Origin of the sequence: Caldimonas sp., from assembly GCF_046291045.1 — a bacterium.
Taxonomy (GTDB): domain Bacteria; phylum Pseudomonadota; class Gammaproteobacteria; order Burkholderiales; family Burkholderiaceae_C; genus Caldimonas.
In genome coordinates, this window is the sequence record NZ_JBKBSL010000001.1 from 174,157 (window position 1) to 197,180 (window position 23,024).

Consider the following 23,024-nt stretch of genomic DNA (forward strand, 5'->3'; position numbering starts at 1 on the left):
CCAAGTCAGATCGGTGATGGTCGGTACCGAAGAAAATCTGGCGATGGCGCCCCCACCTGACCCTGTTATCGTGGCGGCTCCATCCACTTCCGAGGGAGGCCCCCATGGGCATCGAAGTTGGCGGACTCTTCGGCCTGCTCTGGCTGATCGTCGTCGTCTACGCGATCGTGAAGGTGGCCGGCAGCGGCGCCGGCACCGGATCCAAGGTGTTCTGGATCGTGCTGATCATCGTGCTGCCCGTGATCGGCGTCATTGCGTGGTTCATTGCGGGGCCGAAGTCGCCGTCCCGGTAGGCGGCCGATGCCCGCAGAGTCAGGTCACCTTGTGTGACTTGCCGCGAATATCCGTCGTCGTTGGGGCAATCGGTCCGGCGCAGCGTCAACTGCGCTCCGTTCGTCGCTTGACGCCCACGACGAACGCCGACACAAGTCCGACCACTGTCGTTCCACCGATGATTGCCGCGACCCAGTCGTGCCCAGCCATGGCCAAGTGGTATGAGGCGTACAACGCGGACGAGCCAATGAAAAGCCCCGCCAGGATTCCCAGCAATCGCTCCACGAACACGAAGCTGTTCACCCGGCTCGTTTCAGCCCTGCGGAAATCGCCCTCTTTTGTGGTTTCGTCGAAGAACCACTCAACCCTGCCGGGCGCAAGTTCCCGGAGCTTCTCGATCTGTGCGATGGGCAGAATGGGTGCGTCCGTCTCGTGCTGAGACAGCGTGACGTGCCGCTCTCTATCCTTGAGTTGTGCCGTAGTCGACCTTCCCACGCTGCTCCTCCCTCAAGGCCTTCGTTGCGGCCCTTTTCATGTCAACGCCAACCCGCTTGATGTCGCCAGCGATGTTTCTCATGTCGGCAGTACGGTCACCTGGGCTCGGATAACGGTATTTCGGAGCCGTCCCGAATGCAGACAGCACGTCACCCACCCCAATGATCAGGTTGCGTAGGTGTTCCATGTCGTCGCTCCTTCCTGCGATTCCTGATCGTGTCAGGATGCTGGGCTGCCAGTTGCATCGATCGTAGCAAAATCGTATGCCCTGCATCTGTCAGTGATTTCCCACGAAGGGACTCGTTCATTGGTGCTGCTCGCACCTGCTCTATTGACATCTACGACTCGACCGGCCATCAGGTATGCAGGTGCAGTACGAGTCGCGGGGGTTCTACGGCAGGAATTTGACGGTAACGGGCCACGGCCGAATTGGCTCCGGTTTGCTGCGGTTCGGCACAGCGCAGCAGTGGCCGTTCTTCAAGATGGGTGCCCCTGGCACAGAAATCCCTCGTGTGGAGACACTGAATCGAGTGCGCAGATCCATCGTTGGCAGCCCTGTAGTGAGGGGCTTGGCGGAAAGGGAGGGATTCGAACCCTCGATACGGGAGACCCGTATACCGGATTTCGAGTCCGGCGCATTCGACCACTCTGCCACCTTTCCTGGGTGCTTCACTCGCGGGCGGTCTACCGCGAGCGAAGCTTTGCATTATAGCTTGTCAGATTCGTAGCTCGGCAAGTCCGCCCAGGTAGGGCCGCAGCACCTCAGGCACCTCGATGCTGCCGTCGGCGCGCTGGTAGTTCTCGAGCACGGCCACGAGCGTGCGGCCCACGGCCAGGCCCGATCCGTTGAGGGTGTGCACGAGTTCGTTCCTGCCCTGGGCGTTTTTGAAGCGCGCCTGCATGCGGCGGGCCTGGAAGGCTTCGCAGTTGGAGCAGCTCGAAATCTCACGGTAGGTGCCCTGTGCGGGCAGCCACACTTCGAGGTCGTAGGTCTTGGCCGCACCGAAGCCCATGTCGCCGGTGCACAGGGTGATCACACGGTAGGGCAGGCCTAGCTTCTGGAGGATGGCCTCGGCATGGCCCACCATCTCCTCCAGCGCCTCGTAGCTCTTGTCGGGATGGACGATCTGCACCATCTCGACCTTGTCGAACTGGTGCTGGCGGATCATGCCGCGGGTGTCGCGCCCGGCGCTGCCGGCCTCGGAGCGGAAGCACGGACTGTGGGCCGTGAGCTTGATCGGCAGGGCCTCCAGCGGCAGGATCTGCTCTCGCACGGTGTTGGTGAGCGAGATCTCCGAGGTGGAGATGAGGTACTGTTCGTGCGACTGTTCATCCCCGCCGCGCAGAACCCAGAACATGTCGTCCTTGAACTTGGGCAGCTGCCCCGTGCCTTCCAGCACCTCGCGGTTGACGATGTAGGGGGTGTAGCACTCGGTGTAGCCGTGCTCGGTGGTATGCACGTCCAGCATGAACTGGGCCAAGGCCCGATGCAGCCGCGCGATGGGGCCGCGCATGAAGGTGAAGCGCGCCCCAGAGAGCTTGGCGCCGGTCTCGAAGTCCAGGCCCAGGGGGGCGCCCAGGTCCACATGGTCCTTCACGGGGAAGTCGAAGCGGCGGGGTGTGCCCCAGCGGCGCACCTCGACATTGGCCGTTTCGTCCGCGCCGACCGGCACGCTGTCGTGCGGCAGATTGGGCACGGACATCAGCAGCGCGTTGAGTTCCTGCTGCACCACGTCGAGCCGCTCGGCACTGGCTTTGAGTTCGTCGCCGATGCCGGCCACCTCGGCCATGGTCGCGGCGGTGTCCTGCCCCTGGGCCTTGAGCTGGCCGATGCGCTTGGACAGCGCATTGCGCTTGGCCTGGAGTTCCTCGGTGCGCGTCTGGATGAACTTGCGCTCGGCTTCCAGCGCGGTGAAGCGCTCGACGTCGAGGAAGGGTTGGGGCGACTTGCGGGTGGACAGGCGCTGCACGACCGCGTCGAGGTCTTTGCGCAGCAGGTTGATGTCGAGCATGGTGTGATCGTCTTCTGGGGGAGGGGATCAGCGTGGGCTGGCGTGCAGATGGGAGGGGCTGGGCGGCTGGCCCATGGACTTGTCGCCCAGGCCGCGCGGCAGCGGAAAGCGCATGGTTTCCTGGATGCCGTCCATGCGGCGCACCGCGGTGGCCCCCAGGCCCCGCAGGCGCGCGATGACCTGCTGCACCAGGATGTCGGGCGCCGAGGCGCCGGCCGTCAGGCCCACGCGCTGCTTGCCCGCGAACCACTCGGGACGCAGGTCGTCGGGGCGGTCGACCATGTAGGCCGGGGTGCCCAGGCGATCGGCCAGCTCACGCAGGCGGTTGCTGTTGGAGCTGGTGGGGCTGCCCACGACGATCACGATGTCCACCTGCGGGGCAAGCAGCTTGACGGCATCCTGCCGGTTCTGCGTGGCGTAGCAGATGTCCTGCTGCTTGGGCTCGCGCACCTGCGGGAAACGCCGGCGCACGGCCGCCAGGATCTCGGCGGCGTCGTCCACCGACAGGGTGGTCTGGGTCACGACCGCCAAGCGGGCCGGGTTCCTGACCTGCACCCGCTCGACATCGGCCACGTCCTCGACGAGGTAGATGCCGTCGTGCAACTGGCCCATGGTGCCTTCGACCTCGGGGTGGCCCTTGTGGCCAATCATCAGGAACTCGTAGCCTTCCTTGTGCAGCTTGGCCACTTCCACGTGCACCTTGGTGACCAGCGGACAGGTGGCGTCGAACACCGTGAAGCCGCGGCGCTGGGCTTCCTCGCGCACGGCCTTGGGCACGCCGTGGGCGCTGAAGACCAGCGTGGCGCCTTCGGGCACCTCGGCCAAGTCCTCGATGAAGATGGCGCCCTTGGCCTTCAAGTCGTTGACCACATAGGTGTTGTGCACGATCTCGTGGCGCACGTAGACCGGCGCACCGTACTTCAGCAGCGCGCGCTCGACGATCTCGATCGCACGGTCGACGCCCGCGCAGAAGCCGCGCGGCTCGGCCAGGACGACTTCCTGCAACGATGCCCGTTCGACCGCCGCCATCACAGCACCCCGATGAGTTGCACTTCGAAGGACACTGGCAGACCGGCTAGGGGGTGGTTGAAGTCGAACAGGATCCAGTCGTCGCCGACCTCGCGCACCACACCGGCATAGCGGCCGGTGCCATCGGGCGTGGGGAACTGCACCACGTCGCCGGGGTGGTAGTCGGCGTCGGGATCGCCCAGCTCATCCATCAGGCTGCGCTTGACGCGCTGCAGCAGCTCGGGATTGCGCTCGCCGAACGCTTCGCCGGCCGGAATCTCGAAGACGCGGCGGGTGCCCTCCTCCAGCCCCAGCAGGCGCTGTTCCATGGCCGGGGCGAGTTCGCCCGTGCCCAGCGACAGCGTGGCGGGCTTGTCGTGGAAGGTGTTGATGATGTCGGCCCCGTCGGGGCCGGCCAGGCGGTAATGCAGGGTCAGGAAGGACCCGGGTTGGACGGTGGCCACGGCGCGCGTTCCGGTTTTGTAGACTGGCTGACATTGTAGAAGTCCGGCCCCATCCCCCGGCCGTGCCCCTCGGACGGCCTCCTGCCCCGGATCACCCATGTCGATCAAGGATCTGCCCACCGACGCCCGCCCGCGTGAAAAACTGCTCGCCCTGGGCCCCGCCGCCCTGGCCGACGCCGAACTGCTGGCCCTGTTGCTGCGCACCGGCCTGAAGGGCACGCCCGTGCTGCAACTGGCCCAGCAACTGCTTCAGGGCTTCGGCGGCGTGGCCGGGCTGCTGCATGCGGGGGCCGATGAGCTCAAGCGCGTCAAGGGCCTGGGCCCGGCCAAGCGGGCCGAGCTCGTGGCCGTGCTGGAGCTGGCCCGTCGGGCCCTGGCCCAGGCGCTGCAGGCCCGGCCGGTGTTCGAGTCGCCCACCCAGGTGAAGGACTACCTGCGCCTGAAGCTGGCCGCCCTGCCCCACGAGGTGTTCGCGGTGCTCTTCCTGGATGCCCAGCACCGGCTGCTGGCGATGGAAGAGCTCTTCCGCGGCACGCTCACGCAGACCAGCGTCTACCCGCGCGAGGTGGTCAAGCGGGCCCTGGCGCTGAACGCGGCGGCCGTGATGCTGGCCCACAACCACCCCTCCGGCGTGGCTGAGCCGTCCAAGGCCGACGAATACCTGACGCGCACGCTGCAATCGGCCCTGGGCCTGGTGGACGTGCGGGTACTGGACCACTTCGTCGTGGCGCGCGAGCAGGTGGTGTCGTTTGCCGAGCGGGGTTTGCTGTAGATGAAAGCCCGCAGCCTGGCCGACCTGGCCGCGATCAAGCAGGTGCTGCAGGCGCAGGCGCGCGAGGCCGCCGAGCGCGAGGCGAGGCGGCGCGAGCAGGAGGCACGCGAGCGGCGCGAACGCGAGCTGTTCGCCCGCAGCGTGGGGCCGGTGCAGGTCCTGAAGGACCGCGGACGCGCCGAGTTGCAGCGCCCCCGGCCCGCGCCGCACCCCCAGCAGCGCGCCCTGGATGAACGCTCGGTGCTGCGCGAGGCGATTTCCGACGAGTTCGACGTCGAGACCCTGCTGGACACCGACGAGGCCCTGTCCTTCCGCCGCCCCGGCGTGGGGCCGGAGGTGGTGCGCCGCCTGCGCCGCGGCGATTGGGTGATCCAGGCCCAGATCGACCTGCATGGCCTGCGCCGCGACGAAGCGCGCGAGCAGCTCGCCGCCTTCCTGCGCGAGGCCGTCAGGCAGGGCCTGCGCTGCGTGCGGGTGGTGCATGGCAAGGGCAACGGCTCGCCGGGGCGTGAGCCCGTGCTCAAGGCCAAGGTGAAGTCCTGGCTGGTGCAGAAGAGCGAGGTGATCGCCTTCACCCAGGCGCGCGCCTTGGACGGGGGCGCGGGCGCCCTGGTGGTGCTGCTGCGGCCCTCGGGCGGGCGCGGCCCGTGAAGCCGGCCGGCGCACGAGAGGCTCAGCCGCCGGCCGGCGCCAGGCGGTCCAGGCGGGTGGCCTCGATCCACTGCGTGGCGGTGGCGGCCGGCAGCTCGAAGACCTCGGGACGGCTGGACACCTTCAGACGATAGGCATCGTCCGCGGCCCCGCGCGCCAGGACGTAGTCCACCGGCGAGGATTCGCCTTGGCGCACCAGGCTCCAGCGCGCCTGCGGTGACTGCCAGGCCTGGGCCGGCAGGTCGTCGTGCGCCAGCACGCGGCTGACACGCAGGGTCGCCAGCAGGCCGGCGAGGCGCTCGGCCGCCTGCGGGTCCAGGCGTCGCCCCTCGGGCAGACCCTGGGCCTGCCAGCGGGGTCCTTCGCGGCCTTCGCCGGCAGCGTCGTCGGCGGCCGGCCGCAGAACCAGGCCGGCCACCTCGATCCGCTCGAGTCGCTGGCGCGCCACGGCCAGCAGGCCGAGATCGCGCCAGTCATCGGCGCGCACCGACACCTCGTAGGCCGGCAGTTCGACCACATGCACGGTGTCACGCCCGGCCACGCGCGCATGCGACTGGCGCAGCGCCGGCGAGCTGCCCAGCACCAGCGTGGCCAGCGTCTGGTCGCCACGGGCCAGCACGATGCGGCGCTCGTAGCGGTCGTCGGTGAGCCCGAAACGTTCGTGGGCCTCGGCCCGGGTGGCCACCGGCACGCCCTGGCGCAGCGCCAGCAGCCGCTCCAGCAGCCGCTGCACCTCGCCCGGAGCCGCCGGGAAGGGCTCGGGCCCGCCGGCCAGCAGCCAGCCTTCGCCTTGGCGGCGCAGTTCGATGCGCTCGCCGGGCCCGCGGGCCTCGATCACGAGGCGGTCCACCTGGTCGGCCGACAGGGCCAGCACGGGCTCGCGGGCAGGAGCCCGCAGGGCATCGTCACGTCCCGACAGGCCCAGCGCCAGGGCCAGCAGCAGTTGCACGCCCAGCAGCCCCGCCAGGATCCACAAGGTGCGTGGTTGGATCATCGTTCAGACCTCCGCGAGGACACGTTGATGGCGGCGCCGGTCGGCGCGCGCGACGAGATGACGCCACAGCACGACCACGGCCAGGCCCAGCGCGGCCAGCAGGTAGTTGGCCGCCTCCCAGCGTGCCGCATGGCCCTCGGGCAGCGGTTCGAGCGTGCGCGCCCACTGGCTGCGCCCGCGCAGGGCCAGCAGCGCGCGGTCTTCCAGCGCCCAGTCGATGACGTTCTGCACGAAGGCCACAGGTTGCAGGTACAGGGTGTTCAGGCCCTGCGAGGCCAGGTCGATGGCGGCGTCCGAACCAAAGGCATTGCTGGCCACCAGCACGAGCCGCGCCGAGTCCGGGGAGTGCTCGATCACGCCCAGGGCCCGGGAGGCTCCGTCCTCGGCCAGCGGGGAGTCCTTGCCGCGGTAGTAGGACTCGAAGCGGCCCTCCAGGGCCACGGCCAGCAGCCGCGGGCCGCGCTCGCCTTGCACGGCAAAGCCGGTCTCGGGGTGGCTGCGATAGTCGGGCAGCACCTCGAGGCTGTCGGACACCCAGCTCGCGTTGGAGCTGCGCAGCAGCCGGGCCACCTGCCGGCCGGCCTGCCGGGCCTCGTCCACCTCGATGGGTGAGGCCCAGTTGAGCGTGAGCTGGCGCAGCGAGGCAGTGATGGGATGCCGTGCGTCCAGGCCCTCGCCGCGCAGGTCCGGAAAGTGCGGATAGGGCAGCATGCGGATCTCGCGCACGGTCAGGCCGCCCAGGCTGCGCTCCACGGGCACGGGCAGTGCGGCGTTGCGCTCGTCGAGCACCATCTGCGCGCCAATGCGAAGCCCATGGTGGGCGAGCCAATCTTCCAGGCCGGACGTCTGGCGCCGCGCGGTGAGGCTGCCGCCCACCTCGACCTGGAAGGGTGAGGTGGCCAGCACGACGCTGCCACCGCGCATCAGGAACTGGTCGATCGCGAAGCGCTGCCTGTCGTTGAGGTTCTCGGGGCTGAGCACGAGCAGCAGGTCGGCCTGGGCAGGCACGCGGCCGTCGCTCAGATCGGTGTCGAGCACACGCGCGCCCTCGCCCAGCATGTCGGTGAGCCGGCCGAAGCCCGGGCTGCCATAGCCTTGCGGGCGCCACACCGCGACCGTGCGCAGGAACCCCGGCGCCAGGCGCTGCAAGGCGGCATCGAGGTTGCGCTGCAGGGCCTCGCGCTCCAGCGGCTCGGGCAGCGGCACCTGCACGGCCTGGCCCTCGCCGCCTTCGAGCACCATGTAGAACCAGAAGGGCTTGGGGTCGACCAGGCTGGCCACCTGCGGGCCGAAGCCGTAGCGCTGCTGGAGCTCGCGCGCCAGAACGCCGCCGTCGGCGTCGGGGTCGGCAAAGTGCAGCTCGAGCTTGCCTTGCGAGCGCTCGCGCAGCGATTCGCCGAGGGCCGCCAGGTGACCGCGCAGTTCCCGCAGCGGATCGGGCAGGCGCTCGTCGGGCGAGACATAGGCGGCCAGGCGCACCGGCTGCTCCAGCCGCTCCAAGGGGTTGCCACCGGCCTCGTAGGCCTGCACCACCTTGCGGATGGCACGCGTCAGAGCGTATTCGGGGTCGCGCAGCACGACGTCGAGTTCGCCTTCGCCGCGGGCCTTCACTTCGATGAGGTCGCGGTAGCCCAGGGTCTCGTGCTGGTCGCCATAGGCCACGACGACGTCGAAGTAGGAGCTGACCACCGCGGCCTGGTGGCGGCTGGCGGTCTGGAAGGGCACGGGCCGGATGCCGTAGCGCGAGGCCGCTTCCTCCTCGGCCTGGCGGTCGCGCTGCGGGTCGACGAATTCGACGCGGGCACGCCCCCCGGCGGCCGCGGCGTATTCCTCGAGCACGTCCTTCATGCGCGGCACCAGCGGGGCCAGCAGCGGATGGGTGCGCGACGAGAAATAGCCGCGGATGAGCAGCGGCTCCTCCAGCGCCGCGAGCTGGGCCCGCGTGGCCTCGGACAGGCTGTACTGGCGGCCCTCGGTGAGGTCGAGCCGCGCCAGCGACAGCGGCGCGAGCCACAGGTGTGCGGCCACGAGGTTGGCCACGCCCAGGCCCAGGGCCCAGGCCCAGCGGCGGTGTGCCGGCTGCGAGGGGTTGCCGGCCCAGCGCAGGCGCTCCAGGCCATAGAGGTTGAGCAGCAGGAAGACACCGACGATCGAGAGGTAGTAGTACAGGTCGCGCAGATCGAGCACGCCACGGGTGATCGACTCGAAACGCGAGCCGCTGCCCAGCAGGGCGAGCACGCCGGCCACGCCATGGCCGAACAGCGCAGTGAAGAAGTCGGCACCCACCAGGTAGAACAGCCCGCACACTGCGGCCGTGAGGATGAGGGCGACGACGGGGTTGTCGGTGCGCGCGCTCAGGGTCTGGCCGATGGCCACATAGGCGGCGGCCAGGCAGAGCGTGGCCACATAGCCGCCCACCACGGGGCCCGGATCCAGCGGCCCGAGCCAGGCCGCGGTGAACACCAGCGGCCAGGTCAGCGCCAGGGCCAGCGCCACCAGCGCCCAGGTGGCGAGGAACTTGCCCAGCACCAGGCTCGCCGGCCGCACCGGCGCGGTCAGCAGGCTCTCCAGCGTGCCGGCTCGGCGCTCCTCGGACCAGCTGCGCATCGTGAGGGCCGCGACGAGGAAGATCAGCAGCAGCGGCATCCAGCGAAACAGCGGACGCAGGTCGGCAATGTTGCGCGCGAAATAGGCCTCGACCCAGAAGACGACGAACAACGTCGCCGCCAGGAAGGCCGCGATGAAGAGATAAGCCGCCGGGCTGGCGAAATGCCCCCGGAACTCCTTGCGGGCGATGCGCCCGATTTCCCGCAGCCATTCACGCATGGGTCACCTCCCGGTCAGTCGCAGAGGTCAGGCCGTTCACCTCGGCGAACACGGTCTCCAGGTCGCGCCGGCGCGGCTGCAGGGCGTGCAGGCGCACGCCGGCACGTGCCAGCGCCTCGGCCACGGCCGGAGCCGCGTCGATCGGTGCATCGACACACCAGGATCGCGGGGACGCCTCGCCGGCCTGGGCCCTCACGCCTTGCACGACCGGCACCTCGCGCAAGGCTCCGGCCACATCGCCTTCGGCCTGCACGAACAGGCCGGCGCCGCGCTGCAGCGCGTCGAGCCGGGCATCGAGCACCAGCCGGCCTGCGCGCATGATCAGCACCCGCTCGCAGCTGGCCTGCACCTCCTGCAGGATGTGAGTGGAGACGATCACCGTGGCCTGGCGCGCCAGCTCGCCGATGAGCTCGCGCATCTGCAGGATCTGCGTCGGGTCCAGGCCGTTGGTGGGCTCGTCGAGGATCAGGATGTCGGGTTCGTGCAGCAGGGCCTGGGCCACACCCACGCGCTGCCGGTAGCCGCGCGAGAGCGTTTGGATCGCTGCCGTGGCCTTGTCCTTCAGCGCGGTGCGTGCGATCGCACGGGCCACGGCGCGCTCGCGCCGCTCGGGCGCCACCCCGTGCAATGCGGCCTGGAAATCCAGGTAGTCGATCACCGTCATCTCGGGCCAGACCGGGCAGTTCTCGGGCAGGTAGCCGATGCGCGCCTGTACCGCGCGCCGGTCCCGGCCCACCTCCAGGCCGTCCACGCGCACCGAGCCCGACGTGGGCTCGAGGTAGCCGGTGATCATCTTCATGATGGTGGTCTTGCCGGCGCCGTTGTGGCCCAGCAGGCCCACCACCTCGCCGCGGGCGATGTCGAAGCTGACATCGTCCACCGCGGTCAGAGCGCCATAGCGGCGCGTCAGGTGTTCCACCTGGATCATGATGGGAGGCTCCTCCTCGGAAGGAACGGGAGCACGCCGGGTTGCGCAATGCACCCCGGCGGGCAGGACAAATGCGAATGGAAACGCGGCGCCTTGGCGGGCGCTGAGCGCCGGGCCTCAGGGCGGTCCGGCGCGCAAAGCCTTGGACAAGCCGAAGCAGGGCCGGAACGGCGGTGGCATGAGTGTCGAGTTCATGAGGATGAAGGACAGCTCAGGAAACCGTGACGGGACGATCCGCCGCCTCAGATGGGCCTCGGCCGAAAAAGTTCAAGCCCCCGGTGTTCACGCGATCCAGATCGCCCGGAAGTCGTTGACGTTGGTGTAGGTGGGCCCGGTGACCACGAGGTCGCCCAGGGCCTCGAAATAGCGGTAGGCGTCGTGGCGGTCGAGGGCGTCGCGGGCCTTGAGACCCAAGGCCTCGCCGCGCACCAGGGTGTCGGGCGTGACGAGGGCGCCGGCATTGTGCTCCACGCCATCGATGCCATCGGTGTCGGCGGCCAGCACGAACACCTCGGGCTGGCCCCGCAGAGCCAGGGCCGCTCCCAGCAGGAATTCGGTGGCACGGCCACCCCGGCCGCCCGCCGCACGCACGGTCACCGTCGTTTCCCCGCCAGAGAGGATCACGCAGGGCCGCGCAAAGGGCTGGCCGCGCCGGGCCACCTGACGGGCCAGGGCGGCATGCACCTGTCCCACCACGCGCGATTCGCCCTCCATCTCGTCGCTGAGGATGTGCGCCGCGATGCCCAACGCCCGAGCCGCCTCGGCGGCGGCCTCCAAGGCCTGCTGCGGCGTGGCGATCAGATGCACTTCGTGGCCGTCGAAGACGGGATCGCCCGGCTTGGGCGTCTCCAGCTCGCCACGCCCCCAGGCGGCTTCGATGCCCGCGGGCAGCGCCAAGCCGTAGCGGCGCGCGATGGCCAGGGCATCGGCGCAGGTCGTGGCATCGGGCACCGTGGGGCCGCTGGCGATCACGCTGGGGTCGTCGCCGGGCACGTCGGAGATCACGAGTGTGACCACCCGGGCCGGCGCACACAGCGCCGCCAGCCGCCCGCCCTTCAGGGCCGAGAGGTGCTTGCGCACGCAGTTCATCTCGCCGATCGAGGCACCGCTGTCGAGCAGCGCGCGGTTGAGGGCTTGCTTGTCGGCCAGAGTCAGGCCCGGCGCGGGCGCGCTGAGCAGGGACGAGCCGCCGCCGGAGATGAGGCACAGCACGAGGTCGTCCTTCGTGAGGCCGCGGGTGAGGTCGATGATGCGTTGCGCCGCAGCTTCGCCAGCGGCATCCGGCACCGGGTGAGCCGCCTCCACCACCTCGATGCGCCCGGGCGCCGCCCGGTAGGCCGGGGGCACATGGCCGTAGCGCGTCACCACCAGGCCGTCCAGCAGAGCGTCCTTCGGCCACAGGGCATCGACCGCGGCGGCCATCGCCCCACCGGCTTTGCCGGCGCCCAGCACCAGGGTGCGCCCGCGCGGAGGCGGCGGCAGACGCCCAGCCAGGCACCGGTGGGGTTGCGCGCGTGCGATGGCCGCATCGAGCAGGTGGCGCAGCAAGGCGCGAGGATCATCGAGGCGGGCAGAGGCGGGCATCGGCAGGCTCCATCGGCAAGATCGGCAGCGGCGAGCCTACCTCAGTCGGTGAACAAGGTGGAGCACGACGCTCGTCCATGCTTGACCAGGCCTGCCAGAAGGCTCGAAGATGACGCTCTGACGGAGCAGGGCTCGCCAGGATCTGCCGAACACACCATGGGCATACGACTTCCCGCCGGACTCGAACTCGCCTCTTTCCGCCCCCGCCTCCTCGACGAACTGAAGGACTACGGCCGTCAACGCTTCGCGCGCGACGTCTCGGCCGGCCTGACCGTCGGCGTCGTGGCCTTGCCGTTGGCCATGGCCTTTGCCATCGCCTCGGGCGTCAAGCCCGAGCAGGGCCTCATCACCGCGATCATCGCCGGCTTCCTCATCTCGGCCCTGGGCGGCTCCAGCGTGCAGATCGGCGGGCCGGCCGGTGCCTTCATCGTCATCGTCTACGGCATCGTGCAGCGCTACGGCCTGGGCAACCTGCTCATCTCCACCGTGCTGGCCGGTGGTCTGTTGTTCCTGATGGGCCTGTTCAAGCTCGGGGTGCTGGTGCGCTACATCCCGGTCACCATCGTGATCGGCTTCACCAACGGCATCGCGGTGCTGATCGCGCTGTCGCAGGTGAAAGACCTGCTGGGCCTGTCGATCGATGCCCTGCCGGCCGACTTCTTCAGCCAGATCGCGACGCTGGGCCGCCACCTGCACGGCTTCAATCCGATGGCGCTGGGCCTGGGCCTGACCTGCCTGGCCATCGTCATCCTCTGGCCCAAGCTTTATGCGCTGCCGGCCATCGCCCGCTCGCCCATGCAACGCGGGCTCAAGGTGGTGGCCCGTCTGCCCGGCACCATCGTGGCGCTGAGCTTGGCCACCGCGCTCACGGCCCTGTTCGCGCTGCCGGTGGAAACCATCGGCTCGCGCTTCGGTGGCATTCCCCAGTCCTTGCCCACCTTGCAATGGCCGGCGTTTTCGTGGGACGGGATCCGCCAGCTCTTCATTCCCACACTCACGATTGCGATGCTGGGCGCCATCGAGTCGTTGCTGTGCGCACGGGTGGCCGACAACCTGAGCGAACGCCCCCGCCACGACCCCAATCAGGAGCTGATGGGTCAGGGCGTGGCCAACATGGTCGTGCCTTTCTTCGGCGGCATTCCGGCCACCGGCACGATCGCGCGCACGGTCACCAACGTGCGCTCGGGCGCCACCAGCCCGGTGGCGGGCATCGTGCATGCGCTCACGCTGCTGGCCGTGGTGCTGGTGGCCGCGCCGCTGGCCTCGCATGTACCGCTGGCGGCTCTGGCCGGCATCCTGCTTTTCGTGGCGTGGAACATGGGCGAATGGCGCGAGTTCGTGCGCTTGCGCCAGTTCTCGGTGCCCTACCGCGTGCTGCTGGTGGGCACCTTCGTGCTCACCGTGGTGTTCGACCTCACCGTGGCAGTGGAGGTCGGTCTGGTGATGGCCTGCGTGTTCTTCATCTACCGCATGAGCACGTTGTTTCGCATCGAACCGCTGCCCCTGCCGGCCGGCGTGCCCTGCACGGTGCAGGCGATGAAGCTCTACGGCGCGCTCTTCTTCGGCGCCGTGGCCAAGGTGGAGGCCATCACCCAGCGACTGCACCCGGACACGCGGGTGCTCGTGCTGGAAATGCACCGCCTGATCTCCATCGACACCACCGGCCTGGACGCGCTGGAGCAGTTGCACCGCAACCTGCAGCGCCGGGGCATCCGCCTGGTGCTGTGCGACCTGAACGAACAGCCGCGCAGCCTGATGGATCGTTCGGGCTTTGCCGCCCACCTGGGTGCGCACAACCTCGTGCCCGATTTGCACGCCGCGGTGGCCGCAGCAGCCTGAGGATCAGCTGGAGATCAGCCGCACAGGGCGCGGATGTCCTCGGGGATGGGCACGGCGCGGATGGCATGCGGGTCGGCGCCGGTGCGCTGCGCAAACACGCGCACCTCCGTGCACTCACACAACAGTTCCTCGCCGCGCAGTATGCGATGTTTCATCACGAAGCTCTTGGCCCGCCACTCGGGAATGTGGGTCTCCACCACGATCTCGTCGCCGTAGCTGGCCGGGCGCACGAAGCGCGCCTGCGTGTCCACGAGCGGGGTGCCAATGATGCCCGTGGTCTTCTCCAGCTCCTTCCAGGGCGGCACGCCGCAGGCGACGAAGAAGCGCCGCGAACCGGCGTCGAACCAGCGGAAGAAGTTGGGAAACCAGACGATACCGGCCGGGTCGCAGTCGCCAAACTCGACATGGATGGGCAGGTGATGGATGCGGCTCATGGCGGACAGGATCTCAGGAAGCAGGGCGCCGTTTGTACCACCGGATGGGTTGGGGCTTGAGGGGACGCGGTGGCGCACCATGCCGCACCAGGGCCTGGTCCAGTGCCTTGCCGGCATCGTCGGCCAGGGCCGCCACACGAGCCGCGTGGATGGCGGCCGCACGTTGCTCGGGGGTGTCGAATGACGCCGTCGTCGCCAAGTGATCGAGCATGTGCAGCAAGTTGTCCTTGCCGCGCTCGTTGGTCGAGCCATAGCCTTTGATGAGCCGGCCGCATTCGGCGATCTCGTAGCCCAGCCGCCACAGCGCGCGCGTGCCCTGCTCCACGCCGGCCAGCCAGCGCTCGATCAGGGACTGCTCCAGAGCGAAGCGACTGCCGCGGCGGCGCAGCCCCTTCAGGCTGGCCAGCGCCCGCAGGGCCAGCACGCCGCCGAAGGTGTGGGTGCCAATCTTCAGCGCCAGGGCGAAAGGCTCCTTGCCGGCGGCGATGCGGCGCCGGTCCCATCGCAGCAGGGGTCGGGCCAGACCTTGGGGCAGCAAGGCGGCGAGTTCTGGCACGCCCGGCTTGAAGTGGTCGTAGAGGTAGACCAGCTCCCCATCGGCCGCCTGCACCTCGCGACGCACGCGCTCGAAACGGCTGGCGCGGCACTTGAGGTCGGCCACGCGTACGATGTCGTCGAAGGCCATCCACAGCGCCAGGTAGCGTGCCGTCTCGCGGGTGATGGCCCATCCGTGCGCGCCCTGGGGGTCGATGCTGCGCTCGGCCTGCAGCACCCGGCCGAGGCGCTCGATGTAGAGCGCCGCGTAGGCGGCATCCTGGTACTCGAGCATGCGCGCATGACCCGCGGCGATCATCTCGTGGGTGGCGGCGGGAAAGCGCAGCGCCAGTTCGGCCGGCAGCGCCGCTTGCGCGGGCGCCCGCGACGCCGCGGCAGCCTGGGCCGCCTGCAGCACCACGGCCTGCTGCACTCTCGCGCTGGCCACGGTGTCGTAGGCCTGCCCGAAACCCCGCAGGCTCGCCTGCACCCCCTTGCCCGACGCGCGGATCACTGCCTCATAGGCGTCGCGGGTAAACGGCAACAGGCCGCTGGCCGCCACCGCCCCCAGCAGCACCGCGCTGATCACGGTGCCGGACTGCTGGGCCATCGCCGCCATGTCGAAAACGCGCGCCTCGCGGCTGTAACGCTGCACCATCGCCAGCAATTGGTCCGTGCTGGCGCGGCCGTCGCCAAGCTGCATCTTCTCGGCCACGGTCAGCACGCGGCTGCTGGAGCTGATCACGGTGGTGCGCTCGGGGCTGACCATCCCCAGGCCAATCTGTCGCACGGTCTCCAGCAACTCTGAGGAGACCAGCAGATCCAGCGCCCCAGGCACCGGGTAGAGGCTGAAGACGGGACGGCGTGCCCCCAACTCGGCATCGGGTCGCGGGTGGATCTCCAGGTAGTAGGTGGTGGCACCGGTGCGCTGGGCCACGCCGGGAATGGAGGTGCTCTGCGCGCTGTGGCCGCAGTGCAGCGCCGTCTCGAACAGCCACTGCGAGAGCACTCCGCCGCCCTCACCGCCAAGAGCGCAGATCAGGACGGTGACGGGACGGTCGGCACGAGAGGTCGGGGACATGGTCTTCGTTGGTTCAGTCGAGCTTGATGCCGGCCTGCTTGATGAAGGCGCCCAATCGGGCACGCTCGGCGCGCAGGCGATCGGCGAACTCCTTGACACTCATCGTCTGGATGTCAGCCCCGATGGCGTTGATGGCCGCCACGGCCTGCGGCGTGCGCAGCACCTTGTTGATCTCGGCATTGAGCATGTTGACGATGGCCGGCGGCGTGCCGGCCGGAGCGTAGATGCCGAACACCGTGTCCGCGTCGAATCCGGCCAGGCCGGCTTCGGCCAGGGTGGGCGTCTTGGGCTGCTGGGGGGCGCGCTGCGGGCTGCCCACGGCCAGCAGCTTGAGCTTGCCGGCTTCGGCATGCTTGAGGCCCGGCCCGGAGTCGAACATGAAGTGCACCTGTCCGGCCAGCAGATCGTTCAGCGCCGGCGCTGCGCCGCGGTAGGGCACATGCGTGGCCTCGATCTTCGCCTCGCGCTTGAGCATCTCGCCGGCCAGATGCAGCGAGCTGCCGTTGCCGGCCGAGCCATAGCTGAGCTTGCCCGGGTTGGCGCGGGCATAGGCGATGAACTCCTGCACGGTGTTGACCGGCAGCGAGGGATGCACCATCAGGTACGGGCGCACGACGGCTGTCGAGGCAACCGGGGTGAGGTCCTTCTCGGGGTCGAAGGACATCTTGCTGAACAAGAAGGGGTTGGCCGTGATCGTGCCGCCCGAGCTCATCAGCAGGGTGTAGCCATCGGGTGCGGCCTTGGCGACCGCGTCGGCCCCGATATTGCCATTGGCGCCGGGCCGGTTCTCGACGATGACGTTGTGCTTGAAGGTCTCGCTCAGTCCGGTGGCGATGGCGCGGCCGATCACGTCGGCTGCGCCACCGGGCGGGAAGCTCACGATCATCCGGATCGGCTGGGTCGGATAGTCCTGGGCCGCCGCCGAGGCGGCCGCCACCCCCAACAGCGCGGCGCACAGCGCGCGACGGGTGAGTGCAGCAAACGAGATCCAGGTCGTCATGGCAGAGTCTCCTTTGGTGTGTTGTGGGACGAAGAATCGCAGGGGCGCCGTGCTCAGGCCGGCTGCAGCCAGCGCAAGGCGGTCTGACGCACGGCCGCAAGTAGCCGCTCGTGCCACCTCGGGTTGCGCACCACCTCGGCGCGGTAGAACGACGGGCACAGCGTGGCCGCGTGCGCATTGGCGCCGCACAGGCCGCAGCCCACACAGCCGTCGATGACGGTCGCCACCGGGTCCGCCTTCAGCGGGTCGGGGCTGTCCTTGAGCGTCAGCGTGGGGCAACCCGACAGGCGGATGCAGGCGTGGTCGCCCGAGCACACGTCCTCGTCGACGCCGTACTTCACGCGCACCACGCGCCGGCCAGCCTTGAGCAACTCGGCGATCCAGGGTTTGATGCGGCGTTGTCGCTCGAGCTGGCATTCGCCTTCGGCAATGATCACCTTCAAGCCGTTGAAGTCGGTGGTGAAGGCCTCCTGCAGCGTCTTGCGCATCGCATCGACGTGGTAGGTGTGCACCGTACGCATCCACTGCACGCCCAGGCCCCGCAGGGTGGACTCGATCGTGGTGTTGCGGTCCACCAGGCTTTGCTGCTTGTCCTCGGCCCGCGCCTTGACCTCCTCGTCGGGCGTAGAAATGATGTCTTGCGTGCCGGTGGCCGAGGTGTAGCCGTTCTTCATGATGACGAGCACCGCGTCGTCACCGTTGAAGAGCGCACTCTGCACGCCGGTGAGCAGGCCGTTGTGCCAGAAGCCCCCGTCGCCCATGATGGACAGCACGCGGCGCTGCATCACCGGCGACACGCCCGCGCGGCTGGCCAGGCTCATGCCGTAGCCCAGGATGGAGTGGCCCGACGAGAAGGGCTCGAAGGTGGCCAGCGCGTGGCAGCCGATGTCCGCGGCGATGTGCACCGGGCCCACGTCCTGCTGCGCGAGCTTGAGCGCGGCGAACACCGGCCGCTCGGGACAGCCGACGCAGAAGCCGGGCGGGCGTGCCGGCAGCGGCGCCCCGAGCTGCTGCGCCACGTCCTGGCGGCGCCTGGCGTTGCCCTCCAGCCAGGCACGCGCACTCTCCAGAGCATGGTCGGGCAGGTACCTCGCCACGAACGTCGCCAGCCCCGCGGCCATCACCTCCACCGTGTACTCGCCGGTGGCCGGCAGCAGGTCCTTGCCGTGCAGCGGGGTCTGGAGGTCGCGCCGGTGCAGCAGGCCCAGGATGTCGCGCTCGATGTACTCGGGCTGGCCCTCTTCGAGCACCAGCACGGCGCGCTTGCCGGCGCAAAAGCGCGCGATCTCCTCGGGCACCAGCGGGAAGGTGACGTTGAGCGCGAGGATGGGCAGCTCGCTGCTGCCAAAGGCATCGGCCAGGCCGAGCAGCTGCAGGGCGCGGATCAACGAGTTGTATAGCCCGCCCTGCACGATCAGGCCCACATCGTCGCGCCGGCCCGTGAACCACTCGTTGAGACAGTGCTCGGCAATGTAGCGTCGTGCGGCCGGGAGGCGCTCTTCCACCTTGAGCTTCTCGTGGCGGAAGGTCACTGGCGGATGCGCCAGGCGCATGTAGTCGAAGCCCGCCGGCTCTTCGATGAGATGCCGGGTCGACAGCGGCGGCGGGACGTTGTCCTTGCAGACGAAGCTGCCGCGCACATGGCAGGCCCGGATGCGCAGTTCCAAAAGGGCCGGCATGTTCGAGGCTTCGGACAGCGCGAAGCCCTCCTCGACCAAACGCACCATATTGGCCAGATCGGGCCGCGGATCGAGCATCAGCATCGAGGACTTCAGCGCATAGGCATGCGTGCGCTCCTGGATCACACTGGCGCCCTCGCCATAGTCCTCGCCCACGACGATCAACGCCCCCCCTTTGACGCCCGGCGAGGCGAGGTTTGACAGCGCATCGGCCGCCACGTTGGTGCCGACGATGGACTTCCAGGTCACCGCCCCACGCAGCGGGTAATGGATGGAGGCGCCGAGCATCGCGGCCGCCGAGGCCTCGTTCGAGCAGGCCTCCACATGCACGCCCAGTTCCTGCATGTAGTCCTTGGCCTGGATCATCACGTCCAGCAGGTGCGACACCGGCGCGCCTTGGTAGCCGCCGACGTAGGCCACGCCCGACTGCAGCAAGGCCTTGGTGATGGCCAGGATGCCCTCGCCGTGAAAGGTGTCACCGGCCCCCAGGCGCAGGGCCTGGACTTCCTTGCTGAAGGACACTTCCATGCGTCTTGTCTCCGGCCGGCGGGCTCGCCGGTTTCATCGTGGGACCGGCCCCGCTGGGGCCGTGTGGGATCTGGATCGCCACTGTAGGGAGGCCCTTCGAATCCATCCAGCGCATGGAGCGACTAAGTCTTATTCTTCCCGTGCATGACTCCCATCTCCGCACCGCCCGATGCGGGCGGCCCTCGCGGGCCATCCCCGGCTCTGCTACGCTGGCGACGTCATCGCCCTCACCCGCCGCTTCATGACCCTTCCGGGTGCCCTCGCGTCGTCCCAGGCTCAGCCGCACCCAGCCGGCAGCACCTATCCTTGGTATGTGGTGTTCGTGCTGATGCTGGCCGCCGTGGTGTCCCTGGTGGACCGACTGCTCGTAGGGCTCCTGGTCGAGCCGATTCGGCGCGACCTGGGCATCAGCGACTTCGAGATCAGCCTGCTGCAGGGCCTGGCCTTCTCGCTGTTCTTCTGCCTGGCCGGGCTGCCGCTGGGGTGGCTCGTCGATCGCGCCAACCGGCGCAACATCGTGGCCGCGGGCATCACCTTCTGGAGCCTGATGACCGCCGCGGCCGGTCTGGCGCAGCACTACTGGCAGCTCTTTCTCACCCGTGCGGGCGTGGGAGTGGGCGAGGCTACGCTGGGGCCGGCCGCCTATTCGATCATCAGCGACTATTTCGAGCGTCACCGCCTGCCCTTGGCCTTGTCGGTGTTCACGCTGGGCACGGCCTTCGGCTCAGGGGCGGCCTTTGCCATCGGCGGGCTGGTGGGCGGCCTGGCCCAACGCGCAGACGTCGTGCTGCCGCTGCTGGGCGCGGTCAAGGGCTGGCAGCTCGCCTTCATGCTCGTGGGCCTGCCCGGGCTGCTGGTGGCCGCCCTGATGCTCACCGTGCGCGAACCCCTGCGGCGTCACACCGTGGCCGCAGGACGGCCCTTGCCCGTCTCGGCCGTCGTGCGTTTCCTGCGGGAGCGGCGGCGGCTGGCGCTGGGCTACGTGGTCGGGATCAGCCTGGCGTTTTGCGTCACCTATGCACTGCTGGCGTGGATGGCCACCTTCTATGTCCGCGTGCATGGCCTGCCGGTGGAGCGCATCGGCCCGGTGCTGGGGGCCATGATCCTCGGCCTGAGCACCCTGGGCATCGTCGTGGGCGGCTGGTGGGCCGGCCTCCTGCTGCGCCGGGGGCGGCGCGATGCGACCTTGCGCACCGCCGCCTGGAGCCTGGCAGCCGCCACACCCTTCTTGGTGGCCACGCCGCTGCTGCCCTCCCCGACCGCCTCGCTGCTGGCCTTCGGCCCGGGCCTGTTCCTGTCGAGCCTCTTCGTCTCGCTGGGCAACTCGACGATCCAACTCGTCACCCCCAATGAGATGCGCGGCCAGGTCTCGGCCCTGGGCCTGATGCTCACCACCGTCCTCGGGTCGGTGCTGGGCCCAAGCCTCGTGGCGGCCTGCACCGATTTCGTGTTCGCCGACGAGCAACGCATTGGCCACGCACTGGCGCTGACCTTTGCGCTGGCACTGCCGGTGTCGGTGGCTGCCCTGGCGATGAGCCTGCGGCCGTTGCGCGAGGCCACCCTCCAGGCCGAAGCCTGGGCTCAGCCGCCCAGCGCCAGCTGAGCCTCGATTTCCACCAGCAGCTCGGCGCGGCACACATCGGCGCGAAGGTAGGTGGCCGCCTGCGCCGCCGGCGAGGTGGCCCCCAGATGGGAGGTCACGACGGCGCGGACGAGATCGAGATCCGCCGGCCGGCGCACATAGACCGTGCATTCCAGTCGCCCGCGCAGCGCCTCCAAACTCCATGAGCTGGCCAGGTGCTCCCGGGCCACCCCGAGCACGGCATCGATGTTGCGCAGGCATTCGGCCGTCTGGGCGGCCACATCGCCCAGATGCACCGATTCGTGCCCCACGATGCTGGCCGTGCCCGAGATGAACAGCACGCGCACGCCCCCGCCCAGATCGGCCAGGGCCGCACGCGAAAAGGTGGGGCTGCACGGCCCGTAGCGCCGGGGATAGTGGTAGGCGCTGACCTGGCGCGGGTTCTCGATCGCCCGCGCCGGCTGCCGCCCAGCCAAGAAATGCACCGTCAGCGGCCCGGTACGCGTGCCCATCGCGCAGGCCGCCGGCGCCCCCGCCCCCAGGCCGCGCCCGGCCTCAGCAAAGGCGCGCGCCCGACCCAGGTTGAAGCGGCGGTAGCGCTCCAGGCCGTCGTCCAGGCCATGGATGTCGGGCAGGTAGTTCCACAGGCGCTGCAGGTGAGCACACCCCTCTCGTTCGAGCACCCGGAACAGGTCGGCATAGGCCCGCCAGGCTGCGGCCTCCATGCCCCCGGGGCTGCGGTCGTCGGCCCGGGCCGTGCCGAACACCCAAACCCCGTTGCTACGATAGCGCACGCAGCCCAGCCGCCCCTGGCGCACCGGCCCGTGCACCTGCCAGCGTTCCGGCACGGGGTACGGCGGCCACAGGGGTTCGGGGGCCGCCTGGGCTTCATCGGTCGCGCCACCATGGCAGATCACCCCCAGCACCGTCTCGTGGCCGGCTCGCGTCGGCCAGGCCAGCGCCGGCCTGTCGTGCCAACAGCGCAGCGCGTCGGCGGCAGCGACAGGCATGCGGCCGTCCTGCTGGGTTGGCACGGAGAAAGTGAGGGGCGGGGCATCCATGGCAGGCATGCGCCGGCAAGAAGCGGGGCGCGCCGCGGATTCTAGGCGCCGGGCCCGCCCCGGCAAGCGATCAGAACTCCTTGCGCCGGATCACGCTGGCGCGCTGCGCGTCGATGGGATAGAGGAACTGCACCTCGCCGCCGCGCCACACGCCCAGCCAGAGCATGTTGATCGAATAGGCTTCGTGGTCGCGCGCAGTGTAGGGGCGCTCGTAGGTGGTGACCACCCCACGGTGCGGACGCTCGAGGTTTTCCAGAGCCAACTTCAGCGGCTCGCCCCCCTCGGGGCTGCGAGACTGGAACAACCCCGCCACGAGCAGGTAGACCGCATCATAGGTCTGAGCGGCCACTGTCAACGAGCCGATGCGCTTTTCGCCGCTGTGCGCGAAATAGCTGGTGAGGAAGGTCGCCCGGCGTTCATTGGCCGCATCGAGATGCACCGTCTGGGTCATCACCGCGCCTTCCAGCGCGGCCACGCCGGCGCCCTCCAGCGCCTTGCGCGAGGCGAGCGTGGGCGGCGCGAAGTACGGCACCGCCCAGCGCAGCTCCGACCGGGCCCGCAAGGCGGTCGCCTGATCCGGCGCGCGCGCCCAGACGATCAGCGCTTCACTGCCGGCCGCTCGGGCCTGGCGCATCTCCTCGACCAGCGATTTCACCCCGCGATCGAAGCGCCCGACGTAGACCGGTTTGAGCTCACGCTGGGCCAGCTCCTCCCCCAGATCCTTCAGACCGCTGTCGCCATGGGTGGTGCGGTCGGCCAGCACCGCCACCTTGCGCAGCTTGCGCCGATCGACGATTTCGCCCACCAGCACCCGCGCGGTCAGCTCGTCGGGCGGCGCCAAGCGAAAAACGTAGCCCCCGCCAGCGGGCGGCCGCGCCATCACTGCGGTGCCCTGGTCGCACGGCACCATCAGCACGTGGCGCCGCGACTGGAAGATCTCCAAGGCCTGCACCGTCACCTCGGTGTCGCAAAAGCCCAGTGTGAAGGCCACCTTCTCCTGCTGCACCAGCTCCTGCGCCGCCTGCCGCCCCTGCTGAGGATCGGACTGGTCGTCGCGCACCACCAGTTCCAGCGGACGGCCCATGTAGCCGCCCACGGCATTGATCTCCTTGACTGCGAGCTCGGCCGCATGACGCATGCTCAGCCCCAGGTCCGAGGAGCCACCGCTCAGCGGTGCGATCAGTCCCACCTTCACGGGCGCGGCCGGCTGGGCCCACCCCGTCGCGCACAGGCACGCCCCCAGCAGCGCCATCGTCCATCGCCGTCGTCTCGTCATCGG

General features: G+C 69.4%; 20 protein-coding genes and 1 tRNA gene. 5 read left to right on the forward strand and 16 right to left on the reverse strand.

Features of this window, described 5'->3' with window-relative positions; translation table 11 throughout:
* The first annotated feature begins 104 nt into the window (after positions 1–104).
* Positions 105–293 (forward strand): PLDc N-terminal domain-containing protein, encoded by a 189-nt coding sequence (locus tag ACK4ZD_RS00765; protein WP_409657315.1) that lies wholly within the window; start codon positions 105–107, stop codon positions 291–293.
* Between the two features lie 85 nt (positions 294–378).
* Here ACK4ZD_RS00765 and ACK4ZD_RS00770 read toward each other — a convergent pair whose 3' ends face one another.
* From ACK4ZD_RS00770 to ACK4ZD_RS00795, 6 genes are all read right to left on the reverse strand, one after another.
* Positions 379–768 (reverse strand): hypothetical protein, encoded by a 390-nt coding sequence (locus tag ACK4ZD_RS00770; RefSeq protein WP_409657318.1) that lies wholly within the window; start codon positions 766–768, stop codon positions 379–381.
* Positions 734–955: a hypothetical protein gene (locus ACK4ZD_RS00775; protein WP_409657321.1), complete on the reverse strand. Its 222-nt coding sequence runs from the start codon at positions 953–955 to the stop codon at positions 734–736. The genes ACK4ZD_RS00770 and ACK4ZD_RS00775 overlap by 35 nt, the downstream gene beginning before the upstream one ends.
* Positions 956–1,338: 383 nt before the next feature.
* Positions 1,339–1,429 (reverse strand) — tRNA-Ser (locus tag ACK4ZD_RS00780).
* A gap of 55 nt (positions 1,430–1,484) precedes the next feature.
* On the reverse strand, positions 1,485–2,780 hold the full coding sequence (serS, locus tag ACK4ZD_RS00785) for a serine--tRNA ligase (RefSeq protein ID WP_409657324.1): 1,296 nt from the start codon (positions 2,778–2,780) through the stop codon (positions 1,485–1,487).
* A 27-nt stretch (positions 2,781–2,807) separates the two neighbouring features.
* On the reverse strand, positions 2,808–3,809 hold the full coding sequence (ispH, locus tag ACK4ZD_RS00790) for a 4-hydroxy-3-methylbut-2-enyl diphosphate reductase (protein ID WP_409657327.1): 1,002 nt from the start codon (positions 3,807–3,809) through the stop codon (positions 2,808–2,810).
* The gene (locus tag ACK4ZD_RS00795; protein ID WP_409657330.1) at positions 3,809–4,252 is read right to left on the reverse strand and encodes a peptidylprolyl isomerase; all 444 of its coding nucleotides are present in this window, start codon (positions 4,250–4,252) and stop codon (positions 3,809–3,811) included. Before ACK4ZD_RS00795 ends, ispH begins: the two co-directional genes overlap by 1 nt.
* Positions 4,253–4,349: 97 nt before the next feature.
* Between ACK4ZD_RS00795 and radC the strand changes: the two genes are divergently transcribed.
* Together radC and ACK4ZD_RS00805 are read left to right on the forward strand one after the other, a co-directional pair.
* A complete protein-coding gene (radC, locus tag ACK4ZD_RS00800; protein WP_409657333.1) occupies positions 4,350–5,024 on the forward strand; it encodes a RadC family protein in 675 nt (224 codons plus the stop codon).
* Positions 5,025–5,675 (forward strand): Smr/MutS family protein, encoded by a 651-nt coding sequence (locus tag ACK4ZD_RS00805; protein WP_409657336.1) that lies wholly within the window; start codon positions 5,025–5,027, stop codon positions 5,673–5,675.
* A 22-nt stretch (positions 5,676–5,697) separates the two neighbouring features.
* Here the strand turns inward: ACK4ZD_RS00805 and ACK4ZD_RS00810 are convergent, their stop codons facing one another.
* The 4 genes from ACK4ZD_RS00810 to ACK4ZD_RS00825 all read right to left on the reverse strand — a co-directional run bounded on the left by ACK4ZD_RS00810 (position 5,698) and on the right by ACK4ZD_RS00825 (position 12,007).
* Entirely contained in the window at positions 5,698–6,669 is a 972-nt protein-coding gene (locus ACK4ZD_RS00810; RefSeq protein ID WP_409657339.1) for a DUF4340 domain-containing protein, read from the reverse strand.
* Positions 6,670–6,672: 3 nt separating this feature from the next.
* The gene (locus ACK4ZD_RS00815; protein ID WP_409657342.1) at positions 6,673–9,495 is read right to left on the reverse strand and encodes a Gldg family protein; all 2,823 of its coding nucleotides are present in this window, start codon (positions 9,493–9,495) and stop codon (positions 6,673–6,675) included.
* Entirely contained in the window at positions 9,488–10,423 is a 936-nt protein-coding gene (locus tag ACK4ZD_RS00820) for an ABC transporter ATP-binding protein (protein WP_409657345.1), read from the reverse strand. The genes ACK4ZD_RS00815 and ACK4ZD_RS00820 overlap by 8 nt, the downstream gene beginning before the upstream one ends.
* A 282-nt stretch (positions 10,424–10,705) precedes the next feature.
* On the reverse strand, positions 10,706–12,007 hold the full coding sequence (locus ACK4ZD_RS00825; RefSeq protein ID WP_409657348.1) for a glycerate kinase: 1,302 nt from the start codon (positions 12,005–12,007) through the stop codon (positions 10,706–10,708).
* 156 nt (positions 12,008–12,163) lie between these two features.
* Here ACK4ZD_RS00825 and ACK4ZD_RS00830 point away from each other — a divergent pair, with 156 nt between their 5' ends.
* Entirely contained in the window at positions 12,164–13,846 is a 1,683-nt protein-coding gene (locus ACK4ZD_RS00830; protein WP_409657351.1) for a SulP family inorganic anion transporter, read from the forward strand.
* Positions 13,847–13,860: 14 nt separating this feature from the next.
* On the opposite strand, the gene ACK4ZD_RS00835 is transcribed toward ACK4ZD_RS00830, so the two are convergent.
* Genes ACK4ZD_RS00835 through ACK4ZD_RS00850 form a run of 4 tightly spaced genes read right to left on the reverse strand, consistent with a single transcriptional unit; the run spans position 13,861 to position 19,102 of the window.
* On the reverse strand, positions 13,861–14,280 hold the full coding sequence (locus tag ACK4ZD_RS00835) for an acyl-CoA thioesterase (protein WP_409657353.1): 420 nt from the start codon (positions 14,278–14,280) through the stop codon (positions 13,861–13,863).
* Between the two features lie 13 nt (positions 14,281–14,293).
* On the reverse strand, positions 14,294–15,895 hold the full coding sequence (locus tag ACK4ZD_RS00840; protein ID WP_409657356.1) for an indolepyruvate oxidoreductase subunit beta family protein: 1,602 nt from the start codon (positions 15,893–15,895) through the stop codon (positions 14,294–14,296).
* Between the two features lie 13 nt (positions 15,896–15,908).
* A complete protein-coding gene (locus tag ACK4ZD_RS00845; protein WP_409657359.1) occupies positions 15,909–16,895 on the reverse strand; it encodes a Bug family tripartite tricarboxylate transporter substrate binding protein in 987 nt (328 codons plus the stop codon).
* A 53-nt stretch (positions 16,896–16,948) separates the two neighbouring features.
* Entirely contained in the window at positions 16,949–19,102 is a 2,154-nt protein-coding gene (locus ACK4ZD_RS00850) for a thiamine pyrophosphate-dependent enzyme (RefSeq protein ID WP_409657362.1), read from the reverse strand.
* A 241-nt stretch (positions 19,103–19,343) separates the two neighbouring features.
* Between ACK4ZD_RS00850 and ACK4ZD_RS00855 the strand changes: the two genes are divergently transcribed.
* Complete coding sequence (locus ACK4ZD_RS00855; protein WP_409657366.1) at positions 19,344–20,705, forward strand: spinster family MFS transporter; 1,362 nt, start codon at positions 19,344–19,346, stop codon at positions 20,703–20,705.
* Here ACK4ZD_RS00855 and ACK4ZD_RS00860 read toward each other — a convergent pair.
* The gene (locus tag ACK4ZD_RS00860) at positions 20,684–21,694 is read right to left on the reverse strand and encodes a hypothetical protein (protein ID WP_409657369.1); all 1,011 of its coding nucleotides are present in this window, start codon (positions 21,692–21,694) and stop codon (positions 20,684–20,686) included. The two genes, ACK4ZD_RS00855 and ACK4ZD_RS00860, sit on opposite strands and share 22 nt — an antisense overlap.
* A 121-nt stretch (positions 21,695–21,815) precedes the next feature.
* Entirely contained in the window at positions 21,816–23,021 is a 1,206-nt protein-coding gene (locus tag ACK4ZD_RS00865; protein WP_409657372.1) for an ABC transporter substrate-binding protein, read from the reverse strand.
* Between the last annotated feature and the right edge of the window lie 3 nt (positions 23,022–23,024).

What these genes read in the sequence shown, in the direction of transcription:
- ACK4ZD_RS00765 (WP_409657315.1), top strand. Translation starts at nt 105, where the DNA reads ATGGGCATCGAAGTTGGCGGACTCTTCGGCCTGCTCTGGCTGATCGTC.
- ACK4ZD_RS00775 (WP_409657321.1), bottom strand. Translation starts at nt 955, where the DNA reads ATGGAACACCTACGCAACCTGATCATTGGGGTGGGTGACGTGCTGTCT.
- serS (WP_409657324.1), bottom strand. Translation starts at nt 2,780, where the DNA reads ATGCTCGACATCAACCTGCTGCGCAAAGACCTCGACGCGGTCGTGCAG.
- ispH (WP_409657327.1), bottom strand. Translation starts at nt 3,809, where the DNA reads ATGGCGGCGGTCGAACGGGCATCGTTGCAGGAAGTCGTCCTGGCCGAG.
- radC (WP_409657333.1), top strand. Translation starts at nt 4,350, where the DNA reads ATGTCGATCAAGGATCTGCCCACCGACGCCCGCCCGCGTGAAAAACTG.
- ACK4ZD_RS00805 (WP_409657336.1), top strand. Translation starts at nt 5,025, where the DNA reads ATGAAAGCCCGCAGCCTGGCCGACCTGGCCGCGATCAAGCAGGTGCTG.
- ACK4ZD_RS00810 (WP_409657339.1), bottom strand. Translation starts at nt 6,669, where the DNA reads ATGATCCAACCACGCACCTTGTGGATCCTGGCGGGGCTGCTGGGCGTG.
- ACK4ZD_RS00815 (WP_409657342.1), bottom strand. Translation starts at nt 9,495, where the DNA reads ATGCGTGAATGGCTGCGGGAAATCGGGCGCATCGCCCGCAAGGAGTTC.
- ACK4ZD_RS00820 (WP_409657345.1), bottom strand. Translation starts at nt 10,423, where the DNA reads ATGATCCAGGTGGAACACCTGACGCGCCGCTATGGCGCTCTGACCGCG.
- ACK4ZD_RS00825 (WP_409657348.1), bottom strand. Translation starts at nt 12,007, where the DNA reads ATGCCCGCCTCTGCCCGCCTCGATGATCCTCGCGCCTTGCTGCGCCAC.
- ACK4ZD_RS00830 (WP_409657351.1), top strand. Translation starts at nt 12,164, where the DNA reads ATGGGCATACGACTTCCCGCCGGACTCGAACTCGCCTCTTTCCGCCCC.
- ACK4ZD_RS00835 (WP_409657353.1), bottom strand. Translation starts at nt 14,280, where the DNA reads ATGAGCCGCATCCATCACCTGCCCATCCATGTCGAGTTTGGCGACTGC.
- ACK4ZD_RS00840 (WP_409657356.1), bottom strand. Translation starts at nt 15,895, where the DNA reads ATGTCCCCGACCTCTCGTGCCGACCGTCCCGTCACCGTCCTGATCTGC.
- ACK4ZD_RS00845 (WP_409657359.1), bottom strand. Translation starts at nt 16,895, where the DNA reads ATGACGACCTGGATCTCGTTTGCTGCACTCACCCGTCGCGCGCTGTGC.
- ACK4ZD_RS00850 (WP_409657362.1), bottom strand. Translation starts at nt 19,102, where the DNA reads ATGGAAGTGTCCTTCAGCAAGGAAGTCCAGGCCCTGCGCCTGGGGGCC.
- ACK4ZD_RS00855 (WP_409657366.1), top strand. Translation starts at nt 19,344, where the DNA reads ATGACCCTTCCGGGTGCCCTCGCGTCGTCCCAGGCTCAGCCGCACCCA.
- ACK4ZD_RS00860 (WP_409657369.1), bottom strand. Translation starts at nt 21,694, where the DNA reads ATGCCTGTCGCTGCCGCCGACGCGCTGCGCTGTTGGCACGACAGGCCG.
- ACK4ZD_RS00865 (WP_409657372.1), bottom strand. Translation starts at nt 23,021, where the DNA reads ATGACGAGACGACGGCGATGGACGATGGCGCTGCTGGGGGCGTGCCTG.